Origin of the sequence: Streptococcus sp. 2022WUSS083, from assembly GCF_044427155.1 — a bacterium.
Classification (GTDB): domain Bacteria; phylum Bacillota; class Bacilli; order Lactobacillales; family Streptococcaceae; genus Streptococcus; species Streptococcus hashimotonensis.
The window spans coordinates 132,945-156,465 of the sequence record NZ_JAOTGK010000004.1 but is presented as its reverse complement, the minus strand read 5'-3'; the positions used below and the strand labels follow the sequence as shown (position 1 = coordinate 156,465).

At 40.8% G+C, this 23,521-nt stretch carries 22 protein-coding genes and 1 pseudogene; 19 read left to right on the top strand and 4 right to left on the bottom strand.

Features of this window, described 5'->3' with window-relative positions:
• Window positions 1–410: 410 nt before the first annotated feature.
• From ODU41_RS06610 to ODU41_RS06565, 10 genes are all read left to right on the top strand, one after another.
• Window positions 411–635, top strand: a complete 225-nt coding sequence (locus ODU41_RS06610; RefSeq protein ID WP_044763774.1) for a hypothetical protein — start codon at window positions 411–413, stop codon at window positions 633–635.
• Entirely contained in the window at window positions 619–822 is a 204-nt protein-coding gene (locus ODU41_RS06605) for a hypothetical protein (protein ID WP_044763776.1), read from the top strand. The genes ODU41_RS06610 and ODU41_RS06605 overlap by 17 nt, the downstream gene beginning before the upstream one ends.
• 152 nt (window positions 823–974) lie before the next feature.
• Window positions 975–1,541, top strand: a complete 567-nt coding sequence (locus ODU41_RS06600; protein WP_105183945.1) for a DUF3267 domain-containing protein — start codon at window positions 975–977, stop codon at window positions 1,539–1,541.
• A gap of 12 nt (window positions 1,542–1,553) precedes the next feature.
• Window positions 1,554–1,769: a helix-turn-helix transcriptional regulator gene (locus ODU41_RS06595; RefSeq protein WP_014637779.1), complete on the top strand. Its 216-nt coding sequence runs from the start codon at window positions 1,554–1,556 to the stop codon at window positions 1,767–1,769.
• A complete protein-coding gene (locus tag ODU41_RS06590; RefSeq protein ID WP_024410970.1) occupies window positions 1,766–2,524 on the top strand; it encodes a DUF3169 family protein in 759 nt (252 codons plus the stop codon). Before ODU41_RS06595 ends, ODU41_RS06590 begins: the two co-directional genes overlap by 4 nt.
• Before the next feature lie 30 nt (window positions 2,525–2,554).
• On the top strand, window positions 2,555–3,064 hold the full coding sequence (locus ODU41_RS06585) for a DUF3278 domain-containing protein (protein WP_105183944.1): 510 nt from the start codon (window positions 2,555–2,557) through the stop codon (window positions 3,062–3,064).
• Window positions 3,065–3,083: 19 nt separating this feature from the next.
• Window positions 3,084–3,269, top strand: a complete 186-nt coding sequence (locus ODU41_RS06580; protein WP_024386874.1) for a hypothetical protein — start codon at window positions 3,084–3,086, stop codon at window positions 3,267–3,269.
• A 25-nt stretch (window positions 3,270–3,294) separates the two neighbouring features.
• Window positions 3,295–3,984 carry a lysostaphin resistance A-like protein gene (locus ODU41_RS06575; protein ID WP_398578802.1) on the top strand — a complete coding sequence of 230 codons (690 nt, stop codon included), beginning with the start codon at window positions 3,295–3,297 and terminating at the stop codon, window positions 3,982–3,984.
• Between the two features lie 9 nt (window positions 3,985–3,993).
• The gene (locus ODU41_RS06570) at window positions 3,994–4,311 is read left to right on the top strand and encodes a hypothetical protein (protein ID WP_024395885.1); all 318 of its coding nucleotides are present in this window, start codon (window positions 3,994–3,996) and stop codon (window positions 4,309–4,311) included.
• 9 nt (window positions 4,312–4,320) lie between these two features.
• Entirely contained in the window at window positions 4,321–4,995 is a 675-nt protein-coding gene (locus ODU41_RS06565) for a lysostaphin resistance A-like protein (RefSeq protein ID WP_398578801.1), read from the top strand.
• A gap of 35 nt (window positions 4,996–5,030) precedes the next feature.
• Here the strand turns inward: ODU41_RS06565 and nrdF are convergent, their stop codons facing one another.
• From nrdF to nrdH, 3 genes are all read right to left on the bottom strand, one after another.
• Window positions 5,031–5,990: a class 1b ribonucleoside-diphosphate reductase subunit beta gene (nrdF, locus tag ODU41_RS06560; RefSeq protein ID WP_004299066.1), complete on the bottom strand. Its 960-nt coding sequence runs from the start codon at window positions 5,988–5,990 to the stop codon at window positions 5,031–5,033.
• A gap of 292 nt (window positions 5,991–6,282) precedes the next feature.
• Complete coding sequence (gene nrdE / locus ODU41_RS06555; protein WP_172069570.1) at window positions 6,283–8,442, bottom strand: class 1b ribonucleoside-diphosphate reductase subunit alpha; 2,160 nt, start codon at window positions 8,440–8,442, stop codon at window positions 6,283–6,285.
• 32 nt (window positions 8,443–8,474) lie between these two features.
• On the bottom strand, window positions 8,475–8,693 hold the full coding sequence (nrdH, locus tag ODU41_RS06550; protein ID WP_004299071.1) for a glutaredoxin-like protein NrdH: 219 nt from the start codon (window positions 8,691–8,693) through the stop codon (window positions 8,475–8,477).
• A 386-nt stretch (window positions 8,694–9,079) separates the two neighbouring features.
• Between nrdH and acnA the strand changes: the two genes are divergently transcribed.
• From acnA to ODU41_RS06520, 6 genes and pseudogenes are all read left to right on the top strand, one after another.
• Window positions 9,080–11,749, top strand: coding sequence for an aconitate hydratase AcnA (gene acnA / locus ODU41_RS06545; protein WP_398578800.1), 2,670 nt, complete (start codon window positions 9,080–9,082; stop codon window positions 11,747–11,749).
• On the top strand, window positions 11,746–12,864 hold the full coding sequence (locus tag ODU41_RS06540; RefSeq protein ID WP_004299076.1) for a citrate synthase: 1,119 nt from the start codon (window positions 11,746–11,748) through the stop codon (window positions 12,862–12,864). The genes acnA and ODU41_RS06540 overlap by 4 nt, the downstream gene beginning before the upstream one ends.
• A gap of 2 nt (window positions 12,865–12,866) precedes the next feature.
• Window positions 12,867–14,048 carry an NADP-dependent isocitrate dehydrogenase gene (gene icd / locus ODU41_RS06535; protein WP_398578799.1) on the top strand — a complete coding sequence of 394 codons (1,182 nt, stop codon included), beginning with the start codon at window positions 12,867–12,869 and terminating at the stop codon, window positions 14,046–14,048.
• A 155-nt stretch (window positions 14,049–14,203) separates the two neighbouring features.
• On the top strand, window positions 14,204–14,467 hold the full coding sequence (locus ODU41_RS06530) for a phosphocarrier protein HPr (protein ID WP_002936050.1): 264 nt from the start codon (window positions 14,204–14,206) through the stop codon (window positions 14,465–14,467).
• 4 nt (window positions 14,468–14,471) lie between these two features.
• Entirely contained in the window at window positions 14,472–16,205 is a 1,734-nt protein-coding gene (gene ptsP / locus ODU41_RS06525) for a phosphoenolpyruvate--protein phosphotransferase (RefSeq protein WP_014637790.1), read from the top strand.
• 209 nt (window positions 16,206–16,414) lie between these two features.
• Window positions 16,415–17,839 (top strand): annotated as a pseudogene (locus ODU41_RS06520) (NADP-dependent glyceraldehyde-3-phosphate dehydrogenase).
• 202 nt (window positions 17,840–18,041) lie between these two features.
• On the opposite strand, the gene ODU41_RS06515 reads toward ODU41_RS06520, so the two are convergent.
• The gene (locus ODU41_RS06515) at window positions 18,042–19,529 is read right to left on the bottom strand and encodes a DUF1846 domain-containing protein (protein ID WP_141596944.1); all 1,488 of its coding nucleotides are present in this window, start codon (window positions 19,527–19,529) and stop codon (window positions 18,042–18,044) included.
• 271 nt (window positions 19,530–19,800) lie between these two features.
• Here ODU41_RS06515 and ODU41_RS06510 point away from each other — a divergent pair, with 271 nt between their 5' ends.
• Genes ODU41_RS06510 through ODU41_RS06500 form a run of 3 tightly spaced genes read left to right on the top strand, consistent with a single transcriptional unit; the run spans window position 19,801 to window position 23,425 of the window.
• Entirely contained in the window at window positions 19,801–21,069 is a 1,269-nt protein-coding gene (locus tag ODU41_RS06510; RefSeq protein ID WP_398578798.1) for an MFS transporter, read from the top strand.
• Window positions 21,070–21,104: 35 nt separating this feature from the next.
• Window positions 21,105–22,373, top strand: a complete 1,269-nt coding sequence (locus ODU41_RS06505) for an MFS transporter (protein WP_074391836.1) — start codon at window positions 21,105–21,107, stop codon at window positions 22,371–22,373.
• A gap of 11 nt (window positions 22,374–22,384) precedes the next feature.
• Entirely contained in the window at window positions 22,385–23,425 is a 1,041-nt protein-coding gene (locus tag ODU41_RS06500; RefSeq protein WP_141596943.1) for a helix-turn-helix transcriptional regulator, read from the top strand.
• The last annotated feature ends 96 nt before the right edge of the window (window positions 23,426–23,521 follow it).

Here is a 23,521-nt window from a genome sequence, read left to right as displayed (position 1 = left end):
ATGGATAGAAGAGTTTTTTGCGCGTTATTCTAGTCATTTTGACAAACTTCATAAACTTTTTGACAAAAATTGTTGTTTTTTTGACAAAGATAGTTGTCAAAAAGAAAAGGAAGTGTTACAATGATATCAAGATAAAGAGATGAAAACGAATTTATCAGGTAAATAAACAGAAAGCAGGAAACAATTATGAAAAAGGTAAATCAAATTGACATCAAACGTTTTGTACAACTTATCGCTATCATCTATCTTGTTTTTGTCCTGCTGGCTGACATTATGAAGTGGTAGCAGTTGGATAAAACCCATGTCGTTCTTGCTATTTGCACCATCGCAGTGACAGATGAGCGCTTGAGGAAACTAGGTATCAGAAAAGAGTAAAAGGAAAAATTAGTCGAAAGTAAGTGGGGAAAGTTATGAAAAACAATAACAATAAAAAAGGAATTTTAATCTCAGGAACAGCTGTTGTTCGTGGAGTGCAGATTCTAGTTGCACTATACTTGATGTATAGTTTCGTTCAAATATTTGTATTTGGTCAGGAGATAGATACAATGCCACTCTTGATGATGACGAGTTCTCTCCTTCTTTTAGAAGTTACTCTCAGCAGAGAAAAGGAGAAGAAAAATGAACAAGATAGTTAAAAATGGAATGAAAGTAGTCCTACTGTTTTTTGCACTCTTCTTGATAAATATTTTGGTGTTTAAAATTTTAGCCTTGCTAGGATTTGATCTTAGTTTGACGGAAATGAGTTATCTCTTTCCTCCTTTGTTGGCGACACTAGTGTTAGCTCTACAATTTAACAAAAAGAAAAATAGTGAAAAAAGCTAAGGAAAGATAGGAGAAACCTTATGAAACGACACATTTCAGCTGATATGGCAGCGATTGTGATTGCAGGCGCAAGTATTATTGGCTTACTGATTGGAGTTGCTCTAGGACTATATAGTTTAGTCTAGCTTGTAGGAAAATAAAGGAGAAGAAGCATGGAAGCGAAAATGAAATTATTTGAAGTTAATATCATGGAAAATAAGAAATTTGTCTGGAGATTGAATATTCTTGCGATTGTTCTGGTCTTCCCATTTGCTCTGCTATTTGGTAAGTTAGCGTTTTCCTTGCTGGCTAATGTAGATCAAAATTTGCCGCTTACCTTACCAGAGTTATGGATAGCAACAGTTCTATTTCCTATTTTGATAGTTGTACATGAAGCTATTCATGGATTATTTTTCAAGATTTTTTGTCCTGAAAATCCTGTCAAGTTTGGTTTTAAATGGAAATCGGGCATGGCCTATGCGACCAGTCCAGGTTCACTCTACAATAGGATGCAAATGCTAGTGATTAGCCTGGCTCCCTTTGTTGTGATTAGTTTGGGCTTGACCATGGTAGCAGTTTTTTGGGGGATGGATGTATCTCTTTATCTGATATTGGCGACTATGCATGCAGCGGCTTGTGTAGGCGATTTCTACTATGCCTATCTCTTATTGGTCAAGTTTGCCAAGGAAAATATAGCTGTCGAAGACACAGAAACAGGCTTGATTATCTACCAAGCCTAGAAAGGAAAACTCATGGAATATGTCTTAAAAAATCGGCTCAAGGAATTGCGAGCCAGAGATGGTCTCAATCAGACAGAGCTAGCAAAGTTAGCAGAAGTATCACGGCAGACCATTAGCTTGATTGAGCGGGGCGAATATACGCCCTCGGTGGTCATTGCCATGCGCATAGCACAAATTTTTAATGAAAATGTGGAGAATGTCTTTCAATTAGTGGAGGTAGGAGAATGAAACAGGGGAAACAAATTTCAACGAAACAAAGATGGATGAGATATTCAGCGTATATGCTGATTTCAGCAATTTTGGGTGGTTTTATCGGTTTCTTTGGAGTATTAATCTTTAAATTCAACCCACCTTCTTATCTCAATTTAGATAACTTTCTAATTTGTTTGCGTATCGTTACATTTGTAATTTTCGCTGGAACTGTATATCTTGGGCTTAAGGCTAATCAATCGTATAAACTTTATCATTCCATTTCAGATGAGGATGAAGAACGTGTTGATGAACTATATAAGACAATGTATCGTAACCTAGAATACGCGACCATATCATTTAATGTCGCCGTATCATTGACTCTGTTAAATTTGGTTCTAGGATTTGGTGTTACCTTCTTAGAAGACGGCGCGATCATGTACGGGTCAATTTTTGATGTAGTTTTCTATGTCATTCTTCTCATTTCTCAGATTTTTATCATGAAATTAACTCAGAAAATTCGTGAATATAAGCTTTCTGCTTTTGCTACGGTAAAAGAAATGAAGGACTTTGCTGAGGCGATGGACGAAGGTGAGAAACAAGCAAACTACGAAATGTGTTTCCAAATCGTCTTCACTTTGAATCAAATCGTGTTACCAGGTTTGTATCTATTCCTATTTGTACTCAGTATGCTATTGCAGGAGCGACAAATTACAGCCTTTCTAGTTGTTGCCTTTCTTCACATTTACATCAATGTCATGCAGGTTCGCATGGTTCGTCGTTATTTTAAATAAGGATTTTTGAAAGAGTTTTAGGTGATAGCTATGAAAAAGGAAAATCTACACATTCGAGCAATTCGTTATTTCTATGATATTGTTGGTGAGTTAGACGAGGTGTCTTATGCGACCTTGACCAATTTCGGCAACAATATGTATATGCTCTTTATGACAGTGACACTGCTGAGCTTCCTAGTTAGCTTTGCGCTGGGAGAAGATGTCATGGGAATCAGCCTCTTCTTGACGTTGGTTTATTCTCAATTCAAACAGGACGCCATTATCAAACAGTTGGGTCTGGATAAATTGTTTGTTGCAAAGGCTGATGTGAAATTGGCTCGGAAGAAAATGATGAAACGAACTCTGTTTCAAACCATACAGATTGCTGTCTACAGTCTGCTAGTCAGTATCGGCCTCTGGCATTTACAAATTCCACAAGAAAGTGGAACATCTGCAGCGGAGTATTTCCAATTTGTCACTCCCATGACAATTGTCTTTCTGACACTGGTTGGATTCCTTAGTTTCTATATTGTTAACCGTAAGAAAATCAAACTTATTTAGTTTAAATGGAGGTCAACTCATGAAATTCTTTAAGAAAATTTATCTTGTCCTATTAATCGGCCTTGGTCTGTACGCAGTTGGCTATATTTTCGGAGAGTGGCTGGCTACGGGGCAGATTGATTTGTCAACCCTGAATATTCTCTTGCCGATGGTTTTGGGCTTGCCTGCTCTGCTATTGATTGAAAAAGAAAGTAATGAAAACTGACTTAGTGTATGTGAAGGAGATTGCTATGAATAGACTTGGAAATGTCAAAGATTGGAATGTGGTTAAAAATTGGAAGTTTCTCTTAGTGGGATTGGTTGTCGTTGCACTGAATGTATTGACCCAGTTGGCCATGTTTGCCCTACCAAATTTTGATGGGAATAACCTACTGATTGCCGCAGCGCTCATATTGCTTGCTGTATTGCTTGGTCTTATCTTGACTGGTAAATTAGGTCTGTGGAAAGGTGAGCAGAAGTGGGGGATGGGGGCGAATGTTGGTTTTGTAGCCCTCGCCTTTATCGTTATGTTTGGTTTGAAAATAATTGGTGGGCAATTGATTATGCTGGAAGAGGGATATGGTCAAACGACTGCCAATCAGGAAATCATCAATAATTCAGGCTTGCCAACCTTAGTTTTGTTTCTCTTTACAGTTTTCTTTGCTCCAGTTTTGGAGGAACTGGTTTTCAGAGGGATTCTTATGGGGAAAGTCTTTGGTAAGGATTCGATTGTGGGATTATTGCTATCGAGTTTTCTGTTTGGACTTATTCACAATCCGACCAATATCGGATCTTGGGTTGTCTACGGAGGTATGGGCCTGGTCCTGGGACTCGCCTATCGTATTTCTGGCAAATATACCAATGCACTTATCCTACACAGTCTGAATAATCTTCTCGGATTTTTGTTGATGCTACTGATGCAAAGTCTGGGCTTGATATAGGAGGATAGGATGGAACTATTTTTATGGATTCTAGTAGGATTTCTATTTTTCAATTCTCTATCAGATAGGAAAAAAGTGAAGCAGTTGCAAACTAGGGTAAAAAAGTTGCAGAAAACTACAAAAGGAGAAAATCAGATGTCCGTTTTATTGAAAGAATTGGTCGGAAGTAAGGCTAAAATCCGCTTTGATGAGGAATTTTCTATTGCTTATGAATACACCATTTTGGCAGTTGATGAGGAATGGGTTAAAATTTCTCGTGAATTAGCGAATGGGGAGATTGAAACCAAGTTAGTACGAGTCGATAATATTATTGACTTGAGCTTTTAGGGAGGGAATATGTTGAAATTTATCAAACACATCGCATTACTATTTCTATACTTTGTTGCCTATCAAATTGCTTCGGGTTTTCTGATGGTAGGACCAACCTTACAAACCATTCCTGACATACCTGCCCAGTTGATTGACAGTACAATTTGGATTTGTGCAATAATTGGTCTTGTTCTCTCCATTGCGCTCATTATTCTGTTATGGAAGTATATCTATCCACGTCATTCTGTTGACTATCGTGTGACAGCTTCATGGTTCCATAAGATTCAATGGCCGATATTACTCTATATTGCATTTTTTATCTTCCAATTTATTGTACCAGTCCCAGAAAGTGAAAATCAAAAGCTTGTGATCGAATTCGTATCAGCTTATCCCTTGATTGCATTTAGCTCAGTAGTGGTTTTTGCTCCAATTTTAGAAGAATTGATTTTCCGTGGATTTTTTGCGACCTATTTCTTCCCTAAAATGGCAGATATGAAGGCTGTTGGAATCTATCTACTTGTAACGGGGTCTTTATTTAGTCTGGTCCATATGCCAGCAACTCTTCCCCAATTTTTGATTTATTTCACTATGGGACTCAATCTAGGATGGCTCTATCTGATTAAACGTGATATTCGTTATCCGATTGCGTTACATATGCTCAACAACGGTATTTCTTATTTGATGATTGTATTTTTAGTATAAAAAATAAGCAGCTCGGATTGAACTGCTTTTTTTGATTATAAACCGTAAAGATAGTCATCGTCCTGCATGGCTTCAACTTCACCGAGAAGATAGCCGTTACCAACTTGTGAGAAGAAGTCGTGGTTAGATGTACCGGTTGAAATACCGTTCATGATGATTGGGTTGACATCATCTGCTGAGTCAGGGAAGAGTGGATCCTGACCCAAGTTCATGAGAGCCTTGTTGGCATTGTAACGGAGGAAGGTCAAGACTTCCTCAGTCCAGCCAACTGCGTCATAGAGGGAGCGTGTGTAACCTTCTTCATTTTCGTAAAGTTGGTAGAGAAGGTCGTACATCCAGTCGCGGAGTTTATCTTGTTCTTCCTCGGACAATTCATTGAAACCAAGTTGGAACTTGTAACCGATGTAGGTACCGTGCACAGACTCGTCACGGATGATCAGCTTGATGATTTCCGCAACGTTGGCCAGTTTGTTGTTACCAAGGTAGTAGAGTGGCGTGAAGAAACCAGAGTAGAAGAGGAAGGTTTCTAGGAATACGCTGGCAACTTTCTTCTCAAGAGGTGTACCTGTTTCGTAGATTTCGTTGATAATCTTTGCCTTGCGTTGCAAATATTCGTTGCTGTTGGTCCATTCAAAGATGTCTTCAATCTCAGACTTGGTATTCAAGGTTGAGAAGATAGAAGAGTAAGACTTAGCATGGACTGACTCCATGAATTGAATATTGTTGTAAACAGCTTCTTCATGGGGTGTGCGAATATCATTGCGAAGAGCTTGGACACCTGTTTCAGATTGAAGTGTATCCAAGAGGGTCAATCCACCGAAGACCTTACCAACCAGGTCTTTTTCTTCAGCAGTAAGTTTACGCCAGTCATCCAAGTCGTTTGATAAAGGAATACGTGTATCGAGCCAGAATTGCTCGGTCAACTTTTCCCAAGTAGACTTGTCGATAACATCCTCAATGGCGTTCCAGTTTATGGCTTTGTAGTAGGTTTCCATCATATTCTCTTTCTTTTTCTTATACTTCAAATATTATATCACAAATAGATAGTAGCCTGTAAAAAAATCCCCTAAAAGGGATTTTAATCGATCGCTTATTAGTTGCTTCACATCATGAACGACAGTGTCGTAAGGTAGCAAGATTAGCTAGTTGGCTTGCCAACAGCTAATCTTGCTACGTCGAAATCGAGTTCGGGCTAAGGACTTGGCAAAAAAGATAAATCCCTTTGAGATGCAAGACATCTCTGCGGTATTTCCTATTTTTGCTGTGTCCTTTTGACGCCCTCACATCTTAGATTACACAACTTTCACATTGGTTTGCTCCGACTTCTTCGCCGTCGTCCGTGAAGGTGCGGACGTAGTATATAGACTTGACACCCTTGTTGAAGGCGTAGTTACGAAGGATAGAGAGGTCACGTGTAGTTTGTTTGTTCTCTTTTTTCCATTCATAGAGTTCTTTTGGGAGCTCGCTGCGAAGGAAAAGAGTGAGTGACAAACCTTGGTCGACGTGTTCTGTTGCGGCAGCATAGACATCGATAACCTTCCGCATATCCATATCGTAGGCAGATTTGTAGAATGGAATAGTTTCTGTTGCCAAGCCAGCTGCTGGATAGTAGATTTTACCGATTTTCTTCTCTTGGCGTTCTTCAATCCGTTGGGTAATCGGGTGGATAGAAGCAGAAACGTCGTTGATGTAGCTGATAGAACCGTTTGGTGCAACAGCTAGGCGGTTTTGGTGGTAAAGACCATCTGCCATGACTTTCTCACGGAGGTCAGCCCAGTCTTGTCCACTTGGAATGAAAATGCCTTCAAAAAGTTCTTTAACACGGCTAGATTGTGGTTGGTAGTCACCCGTCACATACTTGTCGAAATAGCTACCGTCTGCGTATTTTGATTTTTCAAAGTTATGGAAAGTAGCCTTGCGTTCGCGGGCAATGTTATTTGATTCTACCAAGGTCCAGTAGTTGAGGAGCATGAAGTAGATGTTGGTAAATTCTACCGCAGTTTTTGAACCGTAGTCAATCAAGTTCTGTGCCAAGTATGAGTGAAGTCCCATTGCACCAAGCCCGATAGAATGAGCACGTTCATTTCCAGCTTCGATAGACGGTACCGCAGAAATGTGCGAATGGTCAGTCACGTAGGTCAAAGCACGAGTCATAGTACGGACAGAGCGTCCAAAATCAGGCGATTTCATCAAGTTGACAATGTTGGTTGAACCAAGGTTACATGACACATCTGTCCCCATGGTCAAGTATTCCTGAGAATCATTGATGACGCTTGGCGTTTGTACTTGAAGAATTTCTGAACAGAGGTTAGACATGATAATCTTGCCGTCAACAGGGTTGCTACGGTTAGCTGTATCGATGTTGATAACGTATGGATAGCCAGATTCCTGTTGAAGTTTGGAAATTTCTGTTTCCAAGTCACGTGCCTTGATTTTTGTCTTACGAATGCGTGGGTTTGCCACCAACTCGTCGTATTTCTCTGTAATATCAAGGTAGCTATAAGGGACACCGTATTCCAACTCAACTGAGTATGGGCTGAAGAGGTACATATCTTCGTTTTTACGTGCCAGTTCGTAGAATTTATCAGGAACGGTGATACCGAGTGATAAGGTCTTCACGCGAACTTTCTCATCGGCATTTTCTTTCTTAGTCGAAAGGAAGGAAATAATATCTGGGTGGAAAACATCAAGATAAACGACACCAGCCCCTTGGCGTTGCCCAAGCTGGTTAGAATAGGAGAAGCTGTCTTCGAAGAGTTTCATAACAGGAACAACCCCAGAAGCCGCCCCCTCATAGCCCTTGATTGGAGCACCTGCCTCACGCAAGTTGCTAAGGGAAATACCAACACCACCACCGATACGGGACAATTGCAGAGCAGAGTTGATAGAACGTCCGATCGAGTTCATATCGTCAGTGACCTGGATGAGGAAACAAGACACCAACTCACCACGACGGGCACGGCCTGCGTTGAGGAAAGACGGTGTTGCAGGCTGGTAACGAAGATGAATCATTTCGTTGGCCAGGTTTAGTGCTAATTCTTCGTCGCCTTCAGCAAAATACAAGGCGTTGAAGAGAACGCGATCTTCCATACTTTCCAAGTAGTAGGCGCCATCATTTGTTTTGAGGGCATACTGGTTGTAAAACTTGTAGGCAGCCATGAAAGACTTGAAGCGGAAATTTTGGTCTTTCAAGAATTGATCAATTTTGATGATAAATTCTGGACTGTATTGGTCCAAAAACTCTTTTTCAAGATAGTTCTCTTCTAATAAATAGGCAATCTTATCTAAAATACTATCAAATTGCTTGGTATTTGGAAGGACGTTTTCCTTGAAGAAAGCCTTGACAGCCTCTTGGTCCTTGTGGAGAGGAATTTGTCCATTGACAGGACGGTTGATTTCATTATTTAAACGGAAGTAGGACACATCGCCTAGCTCTTTTAAACTCATAGTCGCAATCTCTTTCTATAAACAGTAGGGAGTTAAACCAAGGCTTTTAGTTTTCCTGGTTGAAAACCTGAGAAAACATCATTTTCAGTTTCGATAACAGGTGCAGCTGAGAAACCGAGACCTTTTACGTGATCGATAAATTCTGGCTGTTCATCTAGATTGATTTCTTTATAATCTACACTATGTTGATCCAAGAATTTCTTGGTCATTTTACACTGTACACAATCATTTTTTGAATAGATCGTTACCATTCAATTTCTCCTTTGTCCATGAGGGATTAATAAAAAATCCCAATTTTGTTACCAATCTAGGATACAAGATTTTAAGGTTAAAGTCAAGAAGGAAGTTTATTTAAAATCACAAAATATAGTGCATGATATTTTCATAAGACACCATATATTGTACATCCGTCCAATGCTACCAAGTCGAAAAATAGCGTTTACATAGCTGTTTCTATTTAGTTTGATAACCCTAACAATCTCTCGGTAAAGTATAAATCATCTTTTTTACAAATGTCATAATATTTTGAAGGAAATACGCGATGTTACAAAATATGACATTTATAGTTATACATGTGTTGAATATATATTAGCTTTTGTACTATACTATTCAATAATGTCGAAAGAGGTTATAAAATATGGAAAAAACACATAGAAAGCGCTTGTTTCATAAAGGGGAAGAATATTCATATTATGCATTGGATTCGGTTTCGATGGAAGAAAAAGTGGATATTCATTCACTTCCCTATACTATTCGTATTTTATTAGAGAGTCTTTTAAGAAAAGAAGATGGTGTGGATGTTGCAAAAAATCACATAATGGAGTTACTTCATTATCAGGCTGCATCTCCTAAAGGGGAAATCCCTTTTAAACCTAGTCGTGTTATTTTGCAAGATTTTACAGGTGTTCCTGTTGTGGTAGATTTAGCCTCTATGCGTGATGCGGTGGTGACAGCAGGTGGAAACCCTGAATTGATTAACCCAGAAATTCCAGTGGATTTAGTCATCGACCACTCTGTTCAAGTTGATTTTTTTGGGACTGAAGATGCTCTGGAGAAAAATATTGCCTTAGAGTTCGAAAGAAATAATGAACGCTATGAATTTCTGAAATGGGCAGAGAATTCCTTTGAAAATTATCGCGCTGTGCCTCCAGCGACAGGAATTATCCATCAGGTAAACATTGAATTTCTAAGCGATGTTATTATCAACAAGGATGGTTTGCTTTATCCAGATTCTATGTTTGGTACAGACAGTCATACGACCATGATTAACGGTATTGGTGTACTTGGTTGGGGTGTAGGTGGTATTGAGGCGGAAGCTGCAATGTTGGGTGAGGCATCTTATTTTCCCGTTCCTGAGGTGATTGGTGTTCGCCTAGCTGGGCAATTGCCTAAGGTTGCCACTGCAACGGATTTGGCGCTTAAGGTCACTCAACTTCTACGTCAGGAAAAAGTAGTTGGGAAGTTTGTCGAATTTTTTGGACCAGGTTTATCTTCTCTTACCTTAGCAGATCGAGCAACTGTTTCCAATATGGCTCCAGAATACGGTGCGACTTGTGGCTATTTCCCGATTGATGGAGAAACTTTACATTATATGAGATTGACCAACCGTTCGGAGGAGCACGTGGAGTTGACAGAAGCCTATGCTAAGGCTAATTATTTATTCTATGATGCTGAACGTTTTCCGTCTTATAGCAAGGTTTTAGAATTGGATTTATCGACAGTAGTCCCATCCATTTCTGGTCCGAAAAGACCACAAGATTTGATTGAATTGTCTAATGCTAAAAATGAGTTTCAAGCAAGTGTAACACGTGAAGTTGGTGTTCGTGGATTTGGTTTGGAAAAAGAAGAATTAGATAAAACAGCCACGGTTAAATATGCAGACGGCGATGAACTGATTCAAACAGGACATGTTGCGATTGCAGCGATTACCTCATGTACCAATACTTCGAACCCCTATGTTTTATTGACGGCTGGTTTATTAGCAAAAAATGCAGTCGAAAAAGGTTTGACTGTTGCGAAGACTGTCAAAACGTCCTTGGCGCCAGGTTCGAAAGTTGTAACAGGCTATTTGAAAAATTCAGGTTTACAGACCTATTTGGATGCCTTAGGGTTCAATTTGGTTGGTTATGGTTGTACAACTTGTATCGGTAACTCAGGTGATCTGCGTCCTGAAGTAGCGGAGGCGATCAAGGAAGAAGATTTATTGGTTTCTGCGGTATTATCTGGGAACCGTAACTTTGAAGGACGGATCAACCCACTTGTGAAAGCCAATTTCTTAGCGAGTCCACCACTAGTTGTTGCCTATGCTATTGCGGGAAATATGAATGTTGATTTGACAAGAGACCCACTGGGATATGATAAGGATGATCAGCCAGTCTATCTTGCGGATATTATGCCAAGTCGTGAAGAAGTTGACGCATACATTGACCAATACGTTACGCGCGATCTCTTTAAACAAGAATACCAGCAAGTTTTTACAGATAGTCAAGCATGGAATGCGATTGAAACAAAGACAGAGAAGAATTACAATTGGAATTCATCTTCTACCTATATTCAAAATCCGCCCTATTTTGACAACATGCAGGCAGATTTATCCATAAAACCACTGGAAAATTTATCTGTTTTGGCTAAATTTGGCGATTCCGTAACGACAGATCATATTTCCCCGGCAGGGAATATTGCACGATTGAGTTCAGCCGCTCGTTATCTCGAAGAGAATGGCATTGTTTATAAGGATTTTAATTCTTATGGAAGTCGTCGTGGAAATCACGAAGTCATGATGCGTGGGACTTTTGCAAATATTCGTATAAAGAATGAGCTGGCAGATGGAAAAATTGGTGGTTGGACAAGAGTTGGCGATGAGATTCTTCCTATCTATGATGCAGCCATGAAATATAAGGCCGCTGGTGTCGGTAGTATTGTTATTGCTGGTAAAGACTATGGGATGGGGTCAAGCCGTGATTGGGCAGCCAAAGGTTCAAGTTTACTTGGTGTGAAGGCTGTTCTTGCTGAGTCATTTGAGCGGATTCACCGTTCAAATTTAGTGATGATGGGTGTTCTTCCTTTACAATTTTTAGAAGGTCAGTCGGCAGAAAGTCTTGGCTTGACTGGACATGAAAGCTATACAATTGATTTGCCAGAAGATGTCGGTGTTGGTCAAATTGTAACAGTCCATGCGCAAACAGACAATGTTAAAAAGGAGTTTCAAGCACTGGTGCGGTTTGATGCAGAGGCGGATATTCGTTATTATCGCCACGGAGGTATTTTACCTATGGTAGTAAGAAAGAAACTAGGAGGAAAGGTATGACAGAAACGAATGGGTTAAAAGATGCGATTGCCTGTGATACGCGAATCAGTGCAATTGAAAATGACCGCTTGTCCTATGCAGGGTATGACATTGCTGAATTGATGGAGAATAACGCTTCTTTTGAGGAAGTCATCTATCTTCTGTGGAACCTGCATTTGCCAACTCAGATTGAATTAAATTATTTTGAGAAAAGCCTACGAAAAGAATATGCGATTTCAGATGCGGTAGAGCAATGTATTCTGATTCAATCACGGCGACATTTGCATCCTATGAGCGTGTTGCGTTCGACAGTATCTCTCCTTGGAGTATATAATGTACACGCTGAAGAGAATTCGTTGGAAGCTTTGTATGAGCAATCTATTCAGATTATGGCCAAGGTTCCGACGATTATTGCAACATTTGCTCGTTTGAGACGTGGATTGGTTCCAATTGAACCGCGGTCTGATCTGGGTTTTGCGGCGAATTTTCTTTATATGCTGAATGGTGAGGAGCCGAGTGATTTACAAATCAAAGCGTTTAACAAAGCTTTGGTGCTTCATGCTGATCATGAATTGAATGCGTCTACTTTTGCTGCGCGTGTCACGGCATCAACGTTAACGGATTTATATTCTTGTGTTACCACGGCAATTGGGACTCTGAAAGGCTCATTGCATGGTGGTGCAAATGAACGAGTGTTTGACATGTTGCTGGCTATTCGCGAGAGTGGTGATACCGAGAGATATTTGCAGAAGAAGCTGGATTCGAAGGAAAAAATTATGGGATTTGGCCATCGAGTCTATAAAACGGTTGATCCTCGCCAAGAGTATTTGAAGGAGATGGCGCGTGATTTGACATTCGGAACAGACGATGAAGCGTTTTATAGATTGTCAGAGGAAGTAGAGAGCTTTATTAAAAACAAAAAAGGTTTAATTCCAAACGTAGATTTTTATTCGGCGACAGTTTACCATGTGCTAGGTATTGATAGTGATATTTTTACATTGATTTTTGCAATGAGCCGTATGGCGGGGTGGATTGCACATGTCCAGGAACAACGGAAAAATAATAAATTGATTCGTCCGCGCTCTTCCTACTTAGGTGGTAGGAATTTGGTTTACATCCCGATTGGAAAGAGGTAAATATGGCAGAAAAAATCCTGATGAGAGAGGGATGGTTAATTGTCCCAGATCGTCCCGTTATTCCCTATATTGAAGGAGATGGTATTGGCAGGGATATTTGGCCAGTCAGTCAAAAAGTTATTGATGCTGCAGTGAAAAAAGCCTATGCAGGTCAACGTTCTATTCAGTGGAGGGAGGTTTTTGCAGGAGAAAAGGCTTATGAATTAACAGGAACTTCTTTGCCGAATGAGACACTGGAAATAATTCGTGAGCATTTAGTTGCAATCAAAGGTCCCTTAGGGACACCGATTGGGAAAGGTCATCGTTCTCTTAATGTTGCACTTCGTCAAGAATTAGATTTGTATGCCTGTGTGCGTCCGATTCGCTATTTTAAGGGAGTGCCAAGTCCGCTGAAAGAGCCTGAAAAGACGGATATTACTATTTTTCGTGAAAATACAGAAGATATTTATGCAGGTATTGAATGGGAGGCTGGTTCAGATGAAGTTGCCAAAGTCATTTCCTTTCTGCAAGAAGAAATGGGAGTGGTAAATATCCGTTTTCCAGAATCTTCAAGTATTGGTATCAAACCGATTTCGGAAGAAGGGAGTAAACGCCTCATTCGCTCTGCAATAGAATATGCCCTAGAACATCAATTGAAGATGGTGACCTTAGTTCATAAGGGAAATATTCAAAAGTTTACAGAAGGCGGCTTCCGCAAGTGGGGTTATGAATTGGCGAAAGAAGAATTTGCTACAGAACTTGCAGAGGGGACTTTGGTAGTAAATGACATTATTGCGGATAACTTTCTGCAGCAGATTTTATTGGCGCCGGAAAACTTCCAGGTGGTTGCTCTTACAAATCTAAATGGAGATTATGCATCAGATGCTCTTGCGGCTCAGGTCGGAGGAATAGGCATCTCACCGGGTGCTAACATTAATTATCAGACAGGTCACGCTATCTTTGAAGCGACACATGGAACTGCTCCTGATATTGCAGGAAAGGACTTGGCTAATCCATGTTCCCTCTTGCTTTCGGCTTGTATGATGTTGGAATATATTGGCTGGAAAGAAGCGGCTGTTTTAATTATTCAGGCCTTGGAGGACGCTTTTATAAATAAAAATGTTACGCTTGATTTTGCTAAAATTTTGGACGTTGCTCATCAATCTACTAGTCAATTTTCAGAAGTTCTAATAGATTCTATTTAATGAAGAAAAAGTAAAATGAACCTCTCTTTTTATGACGGAAACATGAAAGAAAGGTAAAAAAATCTTGAAAATGATTTCAAAAAGTGGTATAATGTCCTTTGTAAGGGTTATCACAAATAACTCGCAATTTTGTAAAAATAAAGGAGAATCCAAATATGGCTTCAAAAGACTTCCACATTGTGGCAGAAACAGGTATCCACGCACGTCCAGCAACTTTGCTTGTGCAAACAGCTAGTAAATTTGCTTCAGACATCACTTTGAACTACAAAGAAAAGTCTGTTAACCTTAAATCTATCATGGGTGTTATGAGTCTTGGTGTTGGTCAAGGCGCTGACGTAACAATCTCTGCTGAAGGTGCTGATGCTGACGACGCAATCGCAGCTATCACTGAAACAATGGAAAAAGAAGGATTGGCATAAGAATATGACAGAAATGCTTAAAGGAATCGCAGCATCAGATGGTGTTGCTGTTGCTAAGGCATATCTACTCGTTCAGCCAGATTTGTCCTTCGAAACTGTTACAGTTGAAGATACAAATGCAGAGGAAGCTCGTTTGGATGCTGCTCTAGAAGCATCTCAAAACGAGCTTTCTGTTATTCGTGAGAACGCAGTAGCTAGCCTAGGTGAAGAGGCCGCAGCCGTATTTGATGCACACTTGATGGTTCTTGCTGACCCAGAAATGATTGGTCAGATTAAGGAAACAATTCGTGCGAAGAAAACAAACGCTGAGACTGGTTTGAAAGAAGTTACGGATATGTTTATCGCTATCTTTGAAGGTATGGAAGATAACCCATACATGCAAGAGCGTGCCGCAGATATTCGTGACGTAGCCAAACGTGTATTGGCACACTTGCTTGGTGTTCGCTTGCCAAACCCAGCAACTATCGACGAAGAGTCAATCGTTATCGCACATGACTTGACACCTTCAGATACAGCGCAATTAAACAAACAGTTTGTAAAAGCTTTCGTAACGAACATTGGTGGTCGTACAAGTCACTCAGCTATCATGGCTCGTACACTTGAAATTGCTGCTGTTTTGGGGACAAATAACATTACTGAAATCGTTAAAGACGGCGATGTATTGGCTGTTAACGGTATCACAGGTGACGTAGTGATTAACCCTTCTGAAGAAGTGATTGCAGAATTTAAAGCAGCTGGTGAAGCTTATGCTAAACAAAAAGCTGAATGGGCTCTTTTGAAAGATGCTCAAACAGTTACAGCTGACGGCAAACACTTTGAATTGGCAGCAAATATCGGTACACCAAAAGACGTTGAAGGTGTAAATGATAACGGTGCAGAAGCAGTTGGTCTTTACCGTACAGAGTTCTTGTATATGGACTCACAAGACTTCCCAACAGAAGACGAGCAATACGAAGCTTACAAGGCTGTTCTTGAAGGTATGAACGGCAAGCCTGTTGTGGTTCGTACAATGGATATTGGTGGTGATAAGGAACTTCCTTACTTCGATCTTCCACACGAAATGAACCCATTCCTTGGTTTCCGTGCCCTTCGTATCTCTATCTCTGAGACTGGTAACCAAATGTTCCGTACTCAGTTGCGTGCCCTTCTTCGTTCATCAGTACATGGTAAACTTCGTATCATGTTCCCAATGGTTGCCTTGTTGACTGAATTCCGTGCAGCAAAAGCAATCCTTGATGAAGAAAAAGCAAACTTGTTGGCTGAAGGTGTAGCAGTTGCGGATGATATCCAAGTTGGTATCATGATTGAAATCCCTGCAGCAGCAATGCTTGCAGACCAATTTGCCAAAGAAGTTGACTTCTTCTCAATCGGTACAAACGACCTTATCCAGTACACAATGGCTGCAGACCGTATGAATGAACAAGTTTCATACCTCTACCAACCATATAACCCATCAATCCTTCGCTTGATCAACAATGTTATCAAGGCTGCACACGCAGAAGGTAAATGGGCTGGTATGTGTGGTGAGATGGCTGGTGATCAACAAGCTGTTCCACTTCTTGTAGGTATGGGTTTGGATGAGTTCTCTATGAGTGCAACATCTGTACTTCGTACACGTAGCCTTATGAAGAAACTTGATACAGCTAAGATGGAAGAATATGCTCACCGTGCCTTGACAGAATGTGCAACGGCAGAAGAAGTTCTTGAACTTCAAAAAGAGTATGTTGATTTCGATTAATAAGAAATTTAAAGTTTGGAGTAGATAAACTACTTCAAACTTTTTTTGTATGCTCCAGCATTGAGTACTATATATTTTTTGAGATATACGGCTTAAAATACTTTGAAGATTGAAATTAATTTGAAAGAAAATTTGAAATTTTCAAAAAATTATTGCTAAACCAGGTTCAATATGTTACAATAATCACATTATACTCAAAGGAGGAAAAAATGAAGGCGTATAATAATTATATTAACGGTTCTTGGGTTGGATCAGAAAAATCAATCGCGATTCACTCACCGATTAATCAAGAAAAACTCGGTACAGTTCCAGCTATGTCAAAAGAAGAAGTTGATAAAGCGATGGAAGCTGCTAGAAAGGCATTACCTGCTTGGCGAGCTTTGTCTGCATTTGAACGTGCTCAATATTTGCACAAGGCCGCAAATATTTTGGAAGAACGTAAAGATGCAATCGGTGAAATTTTAGCTAAAGAAGTTTCGAAAGGGATCAAGGTTTCCATCGGAGAAGTGGATCGTTCTGCCCACCTCATTCGTTTTGCTGCTGAAGAAGGTTTGCGTGTTTAGGGTTCATCATTAGAGGGTGGAACCTACGAGCCAACTGCTAAGTCAAAGGTTTCTTTGGTTCGTCGTGAACCGGTAGGTATCGTATTGGCGATTGCACCGTATAACTACCCTGTTAACTTATCGGCATCAAAAATTGCACCTGCTTTAATTGGTGGCAACGTAGTTATGTTTAAACCACCTACACAGGGTTCAATTTCAGGTCTATTGTTGGCGGAAGCTTTTGCAGATGCTGGTATCCCAGCGGGTGTCTTTAATACCATTACTGGTCGCGGTTCAGAAATTGGTGACTACATCATTGAACATCCAGAAGTAAACTTCATTAACTTTACGGGTTCAACGCCAATTGGACAAAAAGTTGGTAAATTAGCAGGTATTCGTCCAATCATGCTTGAATTGGGTGGTAAGGATGCAGCAGTTGTTATGGAAGATGCGGATTTGGACCACACTGCAAAAGAAATTGTAAGTGGTGCCTACAGCTATTCAGGTCAACGTTGTACGGCTATTAAGCGTGTTCTTGTTATGGATTCTGTAGCTGATGAATTGGCTGCGAAGTTGAAAGCAGAAGTTGAGAAATTGACTGTCGGTGATCCATTTGAGAACAAGGACATCACGCCAGTTATTGATGAACAGTCTGCGGAATTTATTGAAGGTCTGGTTAGAGATGCACAGGCTAAAGGTGCAACTGAATTGACACCATACAAACGTGAGAAAAACTTGATTTGGCCAACCCTTCTTGACCATGTTACACCAGATATGGAAATTGCTTGGGAAGAACCATTTGGACCAGTTCTTCCAATTATTCGTGTTTCATCATTGGATGAAATGTTGGAATTGTGTAACCAATCTTAGTATGGTCTTCAATCTTCTATCTTTACAAGCAACTATCCATTTGCTTTTGATTTTGCTTCTAAATTAGAAGTTGGTACGGTTCATATCAATGCCAAGACCCAACGCGGTCCAGATAACTTCCCGTTCTTGGGTGTCAAGGGTTCAGGAGCAGGTGTTCAAGGTATCCGTTATAGTATCGAAGCGATGACGAAAGTGAAGTCAGTGGTATTTGACGTTCAATAAAATAATAAGGGAGTGGGACAAAAATCGGTAACCCGCAGGGTTCGATGAGTCGTTAGCCCACTCAACCACTGCGTCAAGTTTAACTATTGAAAAAAACTAAGGAGGCCAGGACTTTTGTCCCAGCCTCTTTTTCTTACATACAGGCAACCATTCATTCACGAAAAAAGTTCTAACCTCAAAATGAGATTAGAACAGGATTGGGTTATTTAGCTTGATAAAACTTATTGTGTTGGTATATAGGGTCAAAGGTAAGATTGATGCCTAATTTACGAAGGACACTCTTGTCTTCATCAGATAGGATAACAGTCGAGTGGGCTTCGCTACCATTTAATTGGCCTAATTCTTTCATGGCACATGCAGCAAGAGGGCTATCTTGTGCAGTGATGGCAAGGGCGTTAAGGATTTCGCTGGCGTCCAAACGTGTATTGGTCTTATCCAGATAATCTGCCTTCAATTCTTGAATTGGACGGATGTAGTTTGGTTCGATGAGAAGTATTTCATCATCGATTTTAGCAATTTGCTTGATGGCGTTGAGAAGGACGGTTGCAGTTGGCTTGAGGAGGTCGGATGTCTTACCTGTTACAATCTCTCCAGTTGGCAACTGAATAGCAAGGGCAGGGCTAGTTGTCAGCTCTGCTTTTTCGCGCGCAGCGATAACAACCTTACGATCTGCTGGTGTCACACCGACTTCATTCATGAGGAGTTCAATCTTTTTAACTGCTTGCTCGCTCACCCGCTCTGCTTTGAAATCAACCAAGGTCTGGTAGTAGCGGCGGATGATTTCTTGCTTGGATGCTTCGATTGCAGCCTCTTCGTCCACGATGGAATAGCCCACCATGTTAACGCCCATGTCTGTCGGTGAGGCGTATGGTGATTTGTTCAAAATACGTTCAAAGGTACGGTTGAGGACAGGGAAGACCTCGATGTCACGGTTGTAGTTGACCGCAGTTTTGCTGTAAGTTTGCAGGTGGAAGGGGTCGATCATGTTGAGGTCGTCCAGGTCGGCAGTTGCTGCTTCATAGGCCAAGTTAACGGGATGGTGGAGCGGTAAGTTCCACACTGGGAAGGTTTCAAACTTGGCATAGCCTGATGTTACGCCATGCAGTTGGTCGTGGTAAAGTTGGGAGATACAAGTCGCCAATTTACCTGAACCAGGTCCAGGTGCGGTGACAACGACGAGATTGCGACTAGTTTCAATGTAGTCATTTTTGCCCATACCTTCTGGTGAGATGATGTGGTCAATATCAGAAGGATAGCCCTTGATTGGGTAGTGGAGATAGGATTTGATGCCATGTTTTTCCAACTGTTTGCGGAAGGCGTCTGCGGCTGGTTGGTTGCGGTATTGGGTAATGACCACAGAACCAACATAAATATCAATATCATTGAAGGTGTCAATCAAGCGGAAGACTTCTTGGTCGTAAGAAATGCCTAGGTCGCCGCGTGCCTTAGAATGTTCGATGTTGCTTGCATTGATGGCGATGACGATTTCTACTTGGTCTTTTAACTCTTGGAGGAGTTTGATTTTGTTATCTGGTTCATAGCCAGGTAAAACACGGGCTGCGTGGAAATCTTCCAGCATTTTTCCGCCAAATTCCATATAGAGCTTGCCTTCAAACTGAGCAATTCGTTCTAAAATATGGTCACGTTGCAAATTCAAGTATTTAGTTGAATCAAATGCGATTTTCTTCATCAAATAAGTCCTCCAAATGTGTAATTTTCTCTGGGAAAAACAAAAATAGCTCCCTAAAACTAGGGAGCCTTTTCTCCGACCTCTCAAAAGAGGTGCCCGAACAATACTATAACAAACTGTGCTAATCTTGTCAAGAAAAAGTCAGATAGAAGGAAAATTAAACAAGCGTTTAAAAAATATTTAATTTTTATAAAATTAAGTATTGACTTTATTAAAATAAAGTGTAAAATAACATTAAATAAATATTTAATTGATGTTTAAGGAGATGTTTATGAAAAAGTTGATTCACAATAAATTATTTCTATCTAGCTTTGTAGCGGACTTGATTTCTAACTTTGGAGATACGCTTTACTATCTGGCTTTGATGAACTATGTTTTACTCTTACCAGATACCAAGTTTGCCCTGGCTATGATTACCGCATCTGAAACCTTGCCGATTTTAGCAGGCCTCTTTATCGGGATTTGGGCAGACAAGACCAAAAATAAATTGGATACCATTCTGGCTACCTTGGTCGTACGTGTCGGTCTCTATGCCTTTGTTGGCTTCTTGATGGGATTTGCACCAGCCCTCTGGGTTGTGGCGGTGGTCTGCGTCATCAACTTCCTGTCTGACCTTGCTGGTCAATACGAAAACGGTCTCTATATGCCAGTCAGCTTGCGGGTTGTGGCTGCTGAAGACCGTGAAACAGCTATGGCTTTTAAGATGACGGTGAAAAGTCTTTTGCAAATTGCCTTCCAAGCTAGCGGTGCTATCCTCATCGGATTCATGTCTTACCAGAATCTCGCCTTCTTCAATGCAGGGACCTTCTTGGTCAGTCTTGCCATCATGGCAACCCTTCGTCCAGCTCTTGCCAAGCTACTGAAGGAAAATCCTATCCAGCAGGCCGAGCAAGTAGAAACTGAAGCTGGGATTGTCAAAGGAATTGGTCAGAGCCTCAAAGAATCCTACCAAGCTGTGCAGAATATTCCCGTACTTAAAGCGTCAATCATCACCATTGCTAGCTTGAATGCCATCTTTACAGCTCTCTCTCCCTTGGTGGTTTTAAATATGAAGGAGTTTTCAGATTTTGTAATTGTCAATGCGGGGACAACGGTGGCTTTGATTTCCATTCTCTTCTCAGTTGGTAGTATTTTGGGTTCAAGCGTGGGGATGGCAGCCTTTAAAAATGTCAGTCTAATCAACCTGCTCAAGTTCTCTACTCTTATGCCAGTCTTACTTTTTTCAGGGATTTTTCTTCACAATATCTATATGGTGCTAGCTGTTCTCTTCGTAACGGCAATGACTTTGGGAATTTTCAATCCGAAAATGGGTGCTCTGGTTATGAATGAATTGCCAGAGGATAAATTGGCGACAGTTGGTGGAGGGATTGATGCCTTCTGTCAGATTGGTATGGTAGCAGGTCAAGCCTTGGTGTCATTGATGGTAATGTTCTTGTCTCCGACCAGTATTTCCCTTATCTTCCTCTTGCTTTCTGTGGGATTGTTGGGATATAGCATTTTTACAGGAAAAAATCCTGAAAAGATTGTAGCTAGTGCATAGATAGAAAAATTTGACTACTAGAAGGAAAATCGCTTGTGAAAAAAATTATCTGTAATAAAATATTCTTGTTCAGTTACCTAGCAGATGTGATTTCCAACTTTGGAGATACGCTTTACTATCTAGCTCTGATGAACTATGTCCTGTTTCTACCAGATACCAAGTTTGCTCTGGCTATGATTACGGTTTCTGAAACTCTGCCAATCTTGTCGGGACTTTTTATGGGAATCTGGGCTGATCGGACAAAAAACAAATTGGATACCATTCTAGCTACCTTAGTTGTACGTTTCGGTTTATATGCACTTGTTGGCTTCCTAATGGGATTTACACCAGCTCTCTGGATTGTAGCAGTCGTTTGTATGGTGAATTTCCTGTCTGACTTGGCTGGCCAATATGAAAACGGTCTTTATATGCCACTTAGCCTGCGGGTTGTTGCAGCAGAAGACCGTGAAACAGCCATGGCTTTTAAGAATACCGTGGGCGGCATCTTGATGATTGTCTTTCGATCTAGCGGTGCTATTCTCATCGGCTTCATGTCTTACCAGAATCTCGCCTTTTTCAATGCAGGGACCTTCTTGGTCAGTCTTGCGATTATGTCAGGTCTTCGTCCAGCTTTTGCCAAGTTGTTGAAAGAAAATCCTATCCAAGAAGTTGAACAAACTGAAACAGAAGCAGGCCTTATCAAAGGAGTCGGTCAGAGCCTAAAAGAATCTTATCAAGCCATTCAAAACATCCCTGTACTAAAGACTTCTATTCTGACCATTGCGGGTATCAATACGGTTATTAGTGCCGTATCTCCCTTGGTTATCCTGGCTATGAAGGAATTTCCAGACTTCGTGATCGTCAATTCTGGAATAACTCTTGCCTTGGTCTTTAATCTCTTTTCTGTCGGCTACATCCTTGGTTCTAGTTTAGGCATGGCTTTCTTCAAACATGTCAGCTTATCCAACCTGCTCAAATTTTGTACAGGTTTGTCGGTCATGCTGTTTGTCGGATTTTACTTTCATAATATCTATATTGTAATGGTAGTTATCTTACTCAATACCATGACGGCTGGTATTATCAATCCAAAATTGTATGCCCTGATAATGAATGAATTGCCAGAGGATAAATTGGCGACAATCAATGCAGGAATGGGGACTATATTTAATATTGGCATGCTTGCAGGTCAAGCCTTGGTAGCTCTGATGGTGACACTTTTGTCTGTCACAAGCATCTCCCTTATCTTCCTCTTGCTTTCTGTGGGGCTAGTAGGCTATACTATTCTTGTGGGTCATAAACCTAAAAATGAAGTAGCTCAAGTTTAGAAAGTATGCGTATGAAATTAGATTACCGAGATTATAGAAGCGAGATTGTCGAAAAGTTCTTTATTCCTTTAATCATCACAGAACGTGAAGAGCCGTTTGAGGCGGATTTGTCACAGAAAGAAAGAGACATTCTCAAAGATGCTTTGGACATTCGAGATGAAATAGAGGAAAAGCTGGCGGATTATCGTCAGGAAGTCAATGAGGTCTTTGTTTGGGGCCATATCTTTACAATCTTGCACACCTTGTATTTCTACCTCTTGGATCAAGGACAGGATCCTAAGACGGTTGAGGAAGCCTGTCAGCTGATTTTAAAGCTGTCCCAAGATGAAGTCGAAGATGCCATGCGGACCATGTTGGCGTCTGAAAATGACGGACATCGTGAGAAGGAACTCAGTCTCATGGAGCTCTTGGAGAATACGGGCAAAAAACCAGCTGATAAATGGTATTGGTCACTGGCTATCCGCAATCCTTTGGAAACTGTTGAGCGGTCTGTCGCTCTCTTGGACAAGATGCTTCCAATCTATCAGCCTTACTTTGAAGAGGCAAGAGCGGAGCGTGAAAAATTTGCTCAGGAATTTGATATTGAAAAACTCTATCGAGAATCCAAGCAATTAGCCATGACCAGCTTAGATACTCTGGGTGTGGAAAACGCCCCATTCTTCGTGCTCAGTCCATGGTGCTTTTGGTTTGCTTATTATGGAAACGAACAGTTTGACAATATGAAGGTTGCTTTGCTGGCATCCTGTCGAATTGACCAGATTATGCTCTCAAATGACGAGCTGGATCTGGATGATTTGACAACGGCTCTTAAAGTCATCAGTGATAGCACGCGTTATCAGGTCTTGGTGGAGTTGACCAAGCCCCATGCCAAGAGCAAGGATATCGCAGAACGACTAGCTATTACAGGAGCAGCAGTGTCCTTTCACACCCAGAAACTGATTAACGGCGACCTCCTCCTCTTTAATACCAAGGACAGTGACGTCAAATACAGTGTCAATCGTGATCTTCTTCAACAGGTGATTGACAAGTTGAAAGAGGATTTTGATTTGTAAAAAAAGCCTTGTAAGTTTAGTCTTACAAGGTTCTTTTGTGCTTATACTCTTCGAAAATCAAAATCAGACGTTGTTGACTTGATTTGATGAGTGAAA

What these genes read in the sequence shown, in the direction of transcription:
- ODU41_RS06610 (WP_044763774.1), top strand. Translation starts at nt 411, where the DNA reads ATGAAAAACAATAACAATAAAAAAGGAATTTTAATCTCAGGAACAGCT.
- ODU41_RS06515 (WP_141596944.1), bottom strand. Translation starts at nt 19,529, where the DNA reads ATGAAGAAAATCGCATTTGATTCAACTAAATACTTGAATTTGCAACGT.
- ODU41_RS06540 (WP_004299076.1), top strand. Translation starts at nt 11,746, where the DNA reads ATGACAGAAACGAATGGGTTAAAAGATGCGATTGCCTGTGATACGCGA.
- nrdH (WP_004299071.1), bottom strand. Translation starts at nt 8,693, where the DNA reads ATGGTAACGATCTATTCAAAAAATGATTGTGTACAGTGTAAAATGACC.
- icd (WP_398578799.1), top strand. Translation starts at nt 12,867, where the DNA reads ATGGCAGAAAAAATCCTGATGAGAGAGGGATGGTTAATTGTCCCAGAT.
- ODU41_RS06600 (WP_105183945.1), top strand. Translation starts at nt 975, where the DNA reads ATGGAAGCGAAAATGAAATTATTTGAAGTTAATATCATGGAAAATAAG.
- ODU41_RS06580 (WP_024386874.1), top strand. Translation starts at nt 3,084, where the DNA reads ATGAAATTCTTTAAGAAAATTTATCTTGTCCTATTAATCGGCCTTGGT.
- nrdE (WP_172069570.1), bottom strand. Translation starts at nt 8,442, where the DNA reads ATGAGTTTAAAAGAGCTAGGCGATGTGTCCTACTTCCGTTTAAATAAT.
- acnA (WP_398578800.1), top strand. Translation starts at nt 9,080, where the DNA reads ATGGAAAAAACACATAGAAAGCGCTTGTTTCATAAAGGGGAAGAATAT.
- ODU41_RS06585 (WP_105183944.1), top strand. Translation starts at nt 2,555, where the DNA reads ATGAAAAAGGAAAATCTACACATTCGAGCAATTCGTTATTTCTATGAT.
- ODU41_RS06605 (WP_044763776.1), top strand. Translation starts at nt 619, where the DNA reads ATGAACAAGATAGTTAAAAATGGAATGAAAGTAGTCCTACTGTTTTTT.
- ptsP (WP_014637790.1), top strand. Translation starts at nt 14,472, where the DNA reads ATGACAGAAATGCTTAAAGGAATCGCAGCATCAGATGGTGTTGCTGTT.
- ODU41_RS06570 (WP_024395885.1), top strand. Translation starts at nt 3,994, where the DNA reads ATGGAACTATTTTTATGGATTCTAGTAGGATTTCTATTTTTCAATTCT.
- ODU41_RS06510 (WP_398578798.1), top strand. Translation starts at nt 19,801, where the DNA reads ATGAAAAAGTTGATTCACAATAAATTATTTCTATCTAGCTTTGTAGCG.
- ODU41_RS06500 (WP_141596943.1), top strand. Translation starts at nt 22,385, where the DNA reads ATGAAATTAGATTACCGAGATTATAGAAGCGAGATTGTCGAAAAGTTC.
- ODU41_RS06530 (WP_002936050.1), top strand. Translation starts at nt 14,204, where the DNA reads ATGGCTTCAAAAGACTTCCACATTGTGGCAGAAACAGGTATCCACGCA.
- ODU41_RS06590 (WP_024410970.1), top strand. Translation starts at nt 1,766, where the DNA reads ATGAAACAGGGGAAACAAATTTCAACGAAACAAAGATGGATGAGATAT.
- nrdF (WP_004299066.1), bottom strand. Translation starts at nt 5,990, where the DNA reads ATGGAAACCTACTACAAAGCCATAAACTGGAACGCCATTGAGGATGTT.
- ODU41_RS06595 (WP_014637779.1), top strand. Translation starts at nt 1,554, where the DNA reads ATGGAATATGTCTTAAAAAATCGGCTCAAGGAATTGCGAGCCAGAGAT.
- ODU41_RS06575 (WP_398578802.1), top strand. Translation starts at nt 3,295, where the DNA reads ATGAATAGACTTGGAAATGTCAAAGATTGGAATGTGGTTAAAAATTGG.
- ODU41_RS06565 (WP_398578801.1), top strand. Translation starts at nt 4,321, where the DNA reads ATGTTGAAATTTATCAAACACATCGCATTACTATTTCTATACTTTGTT.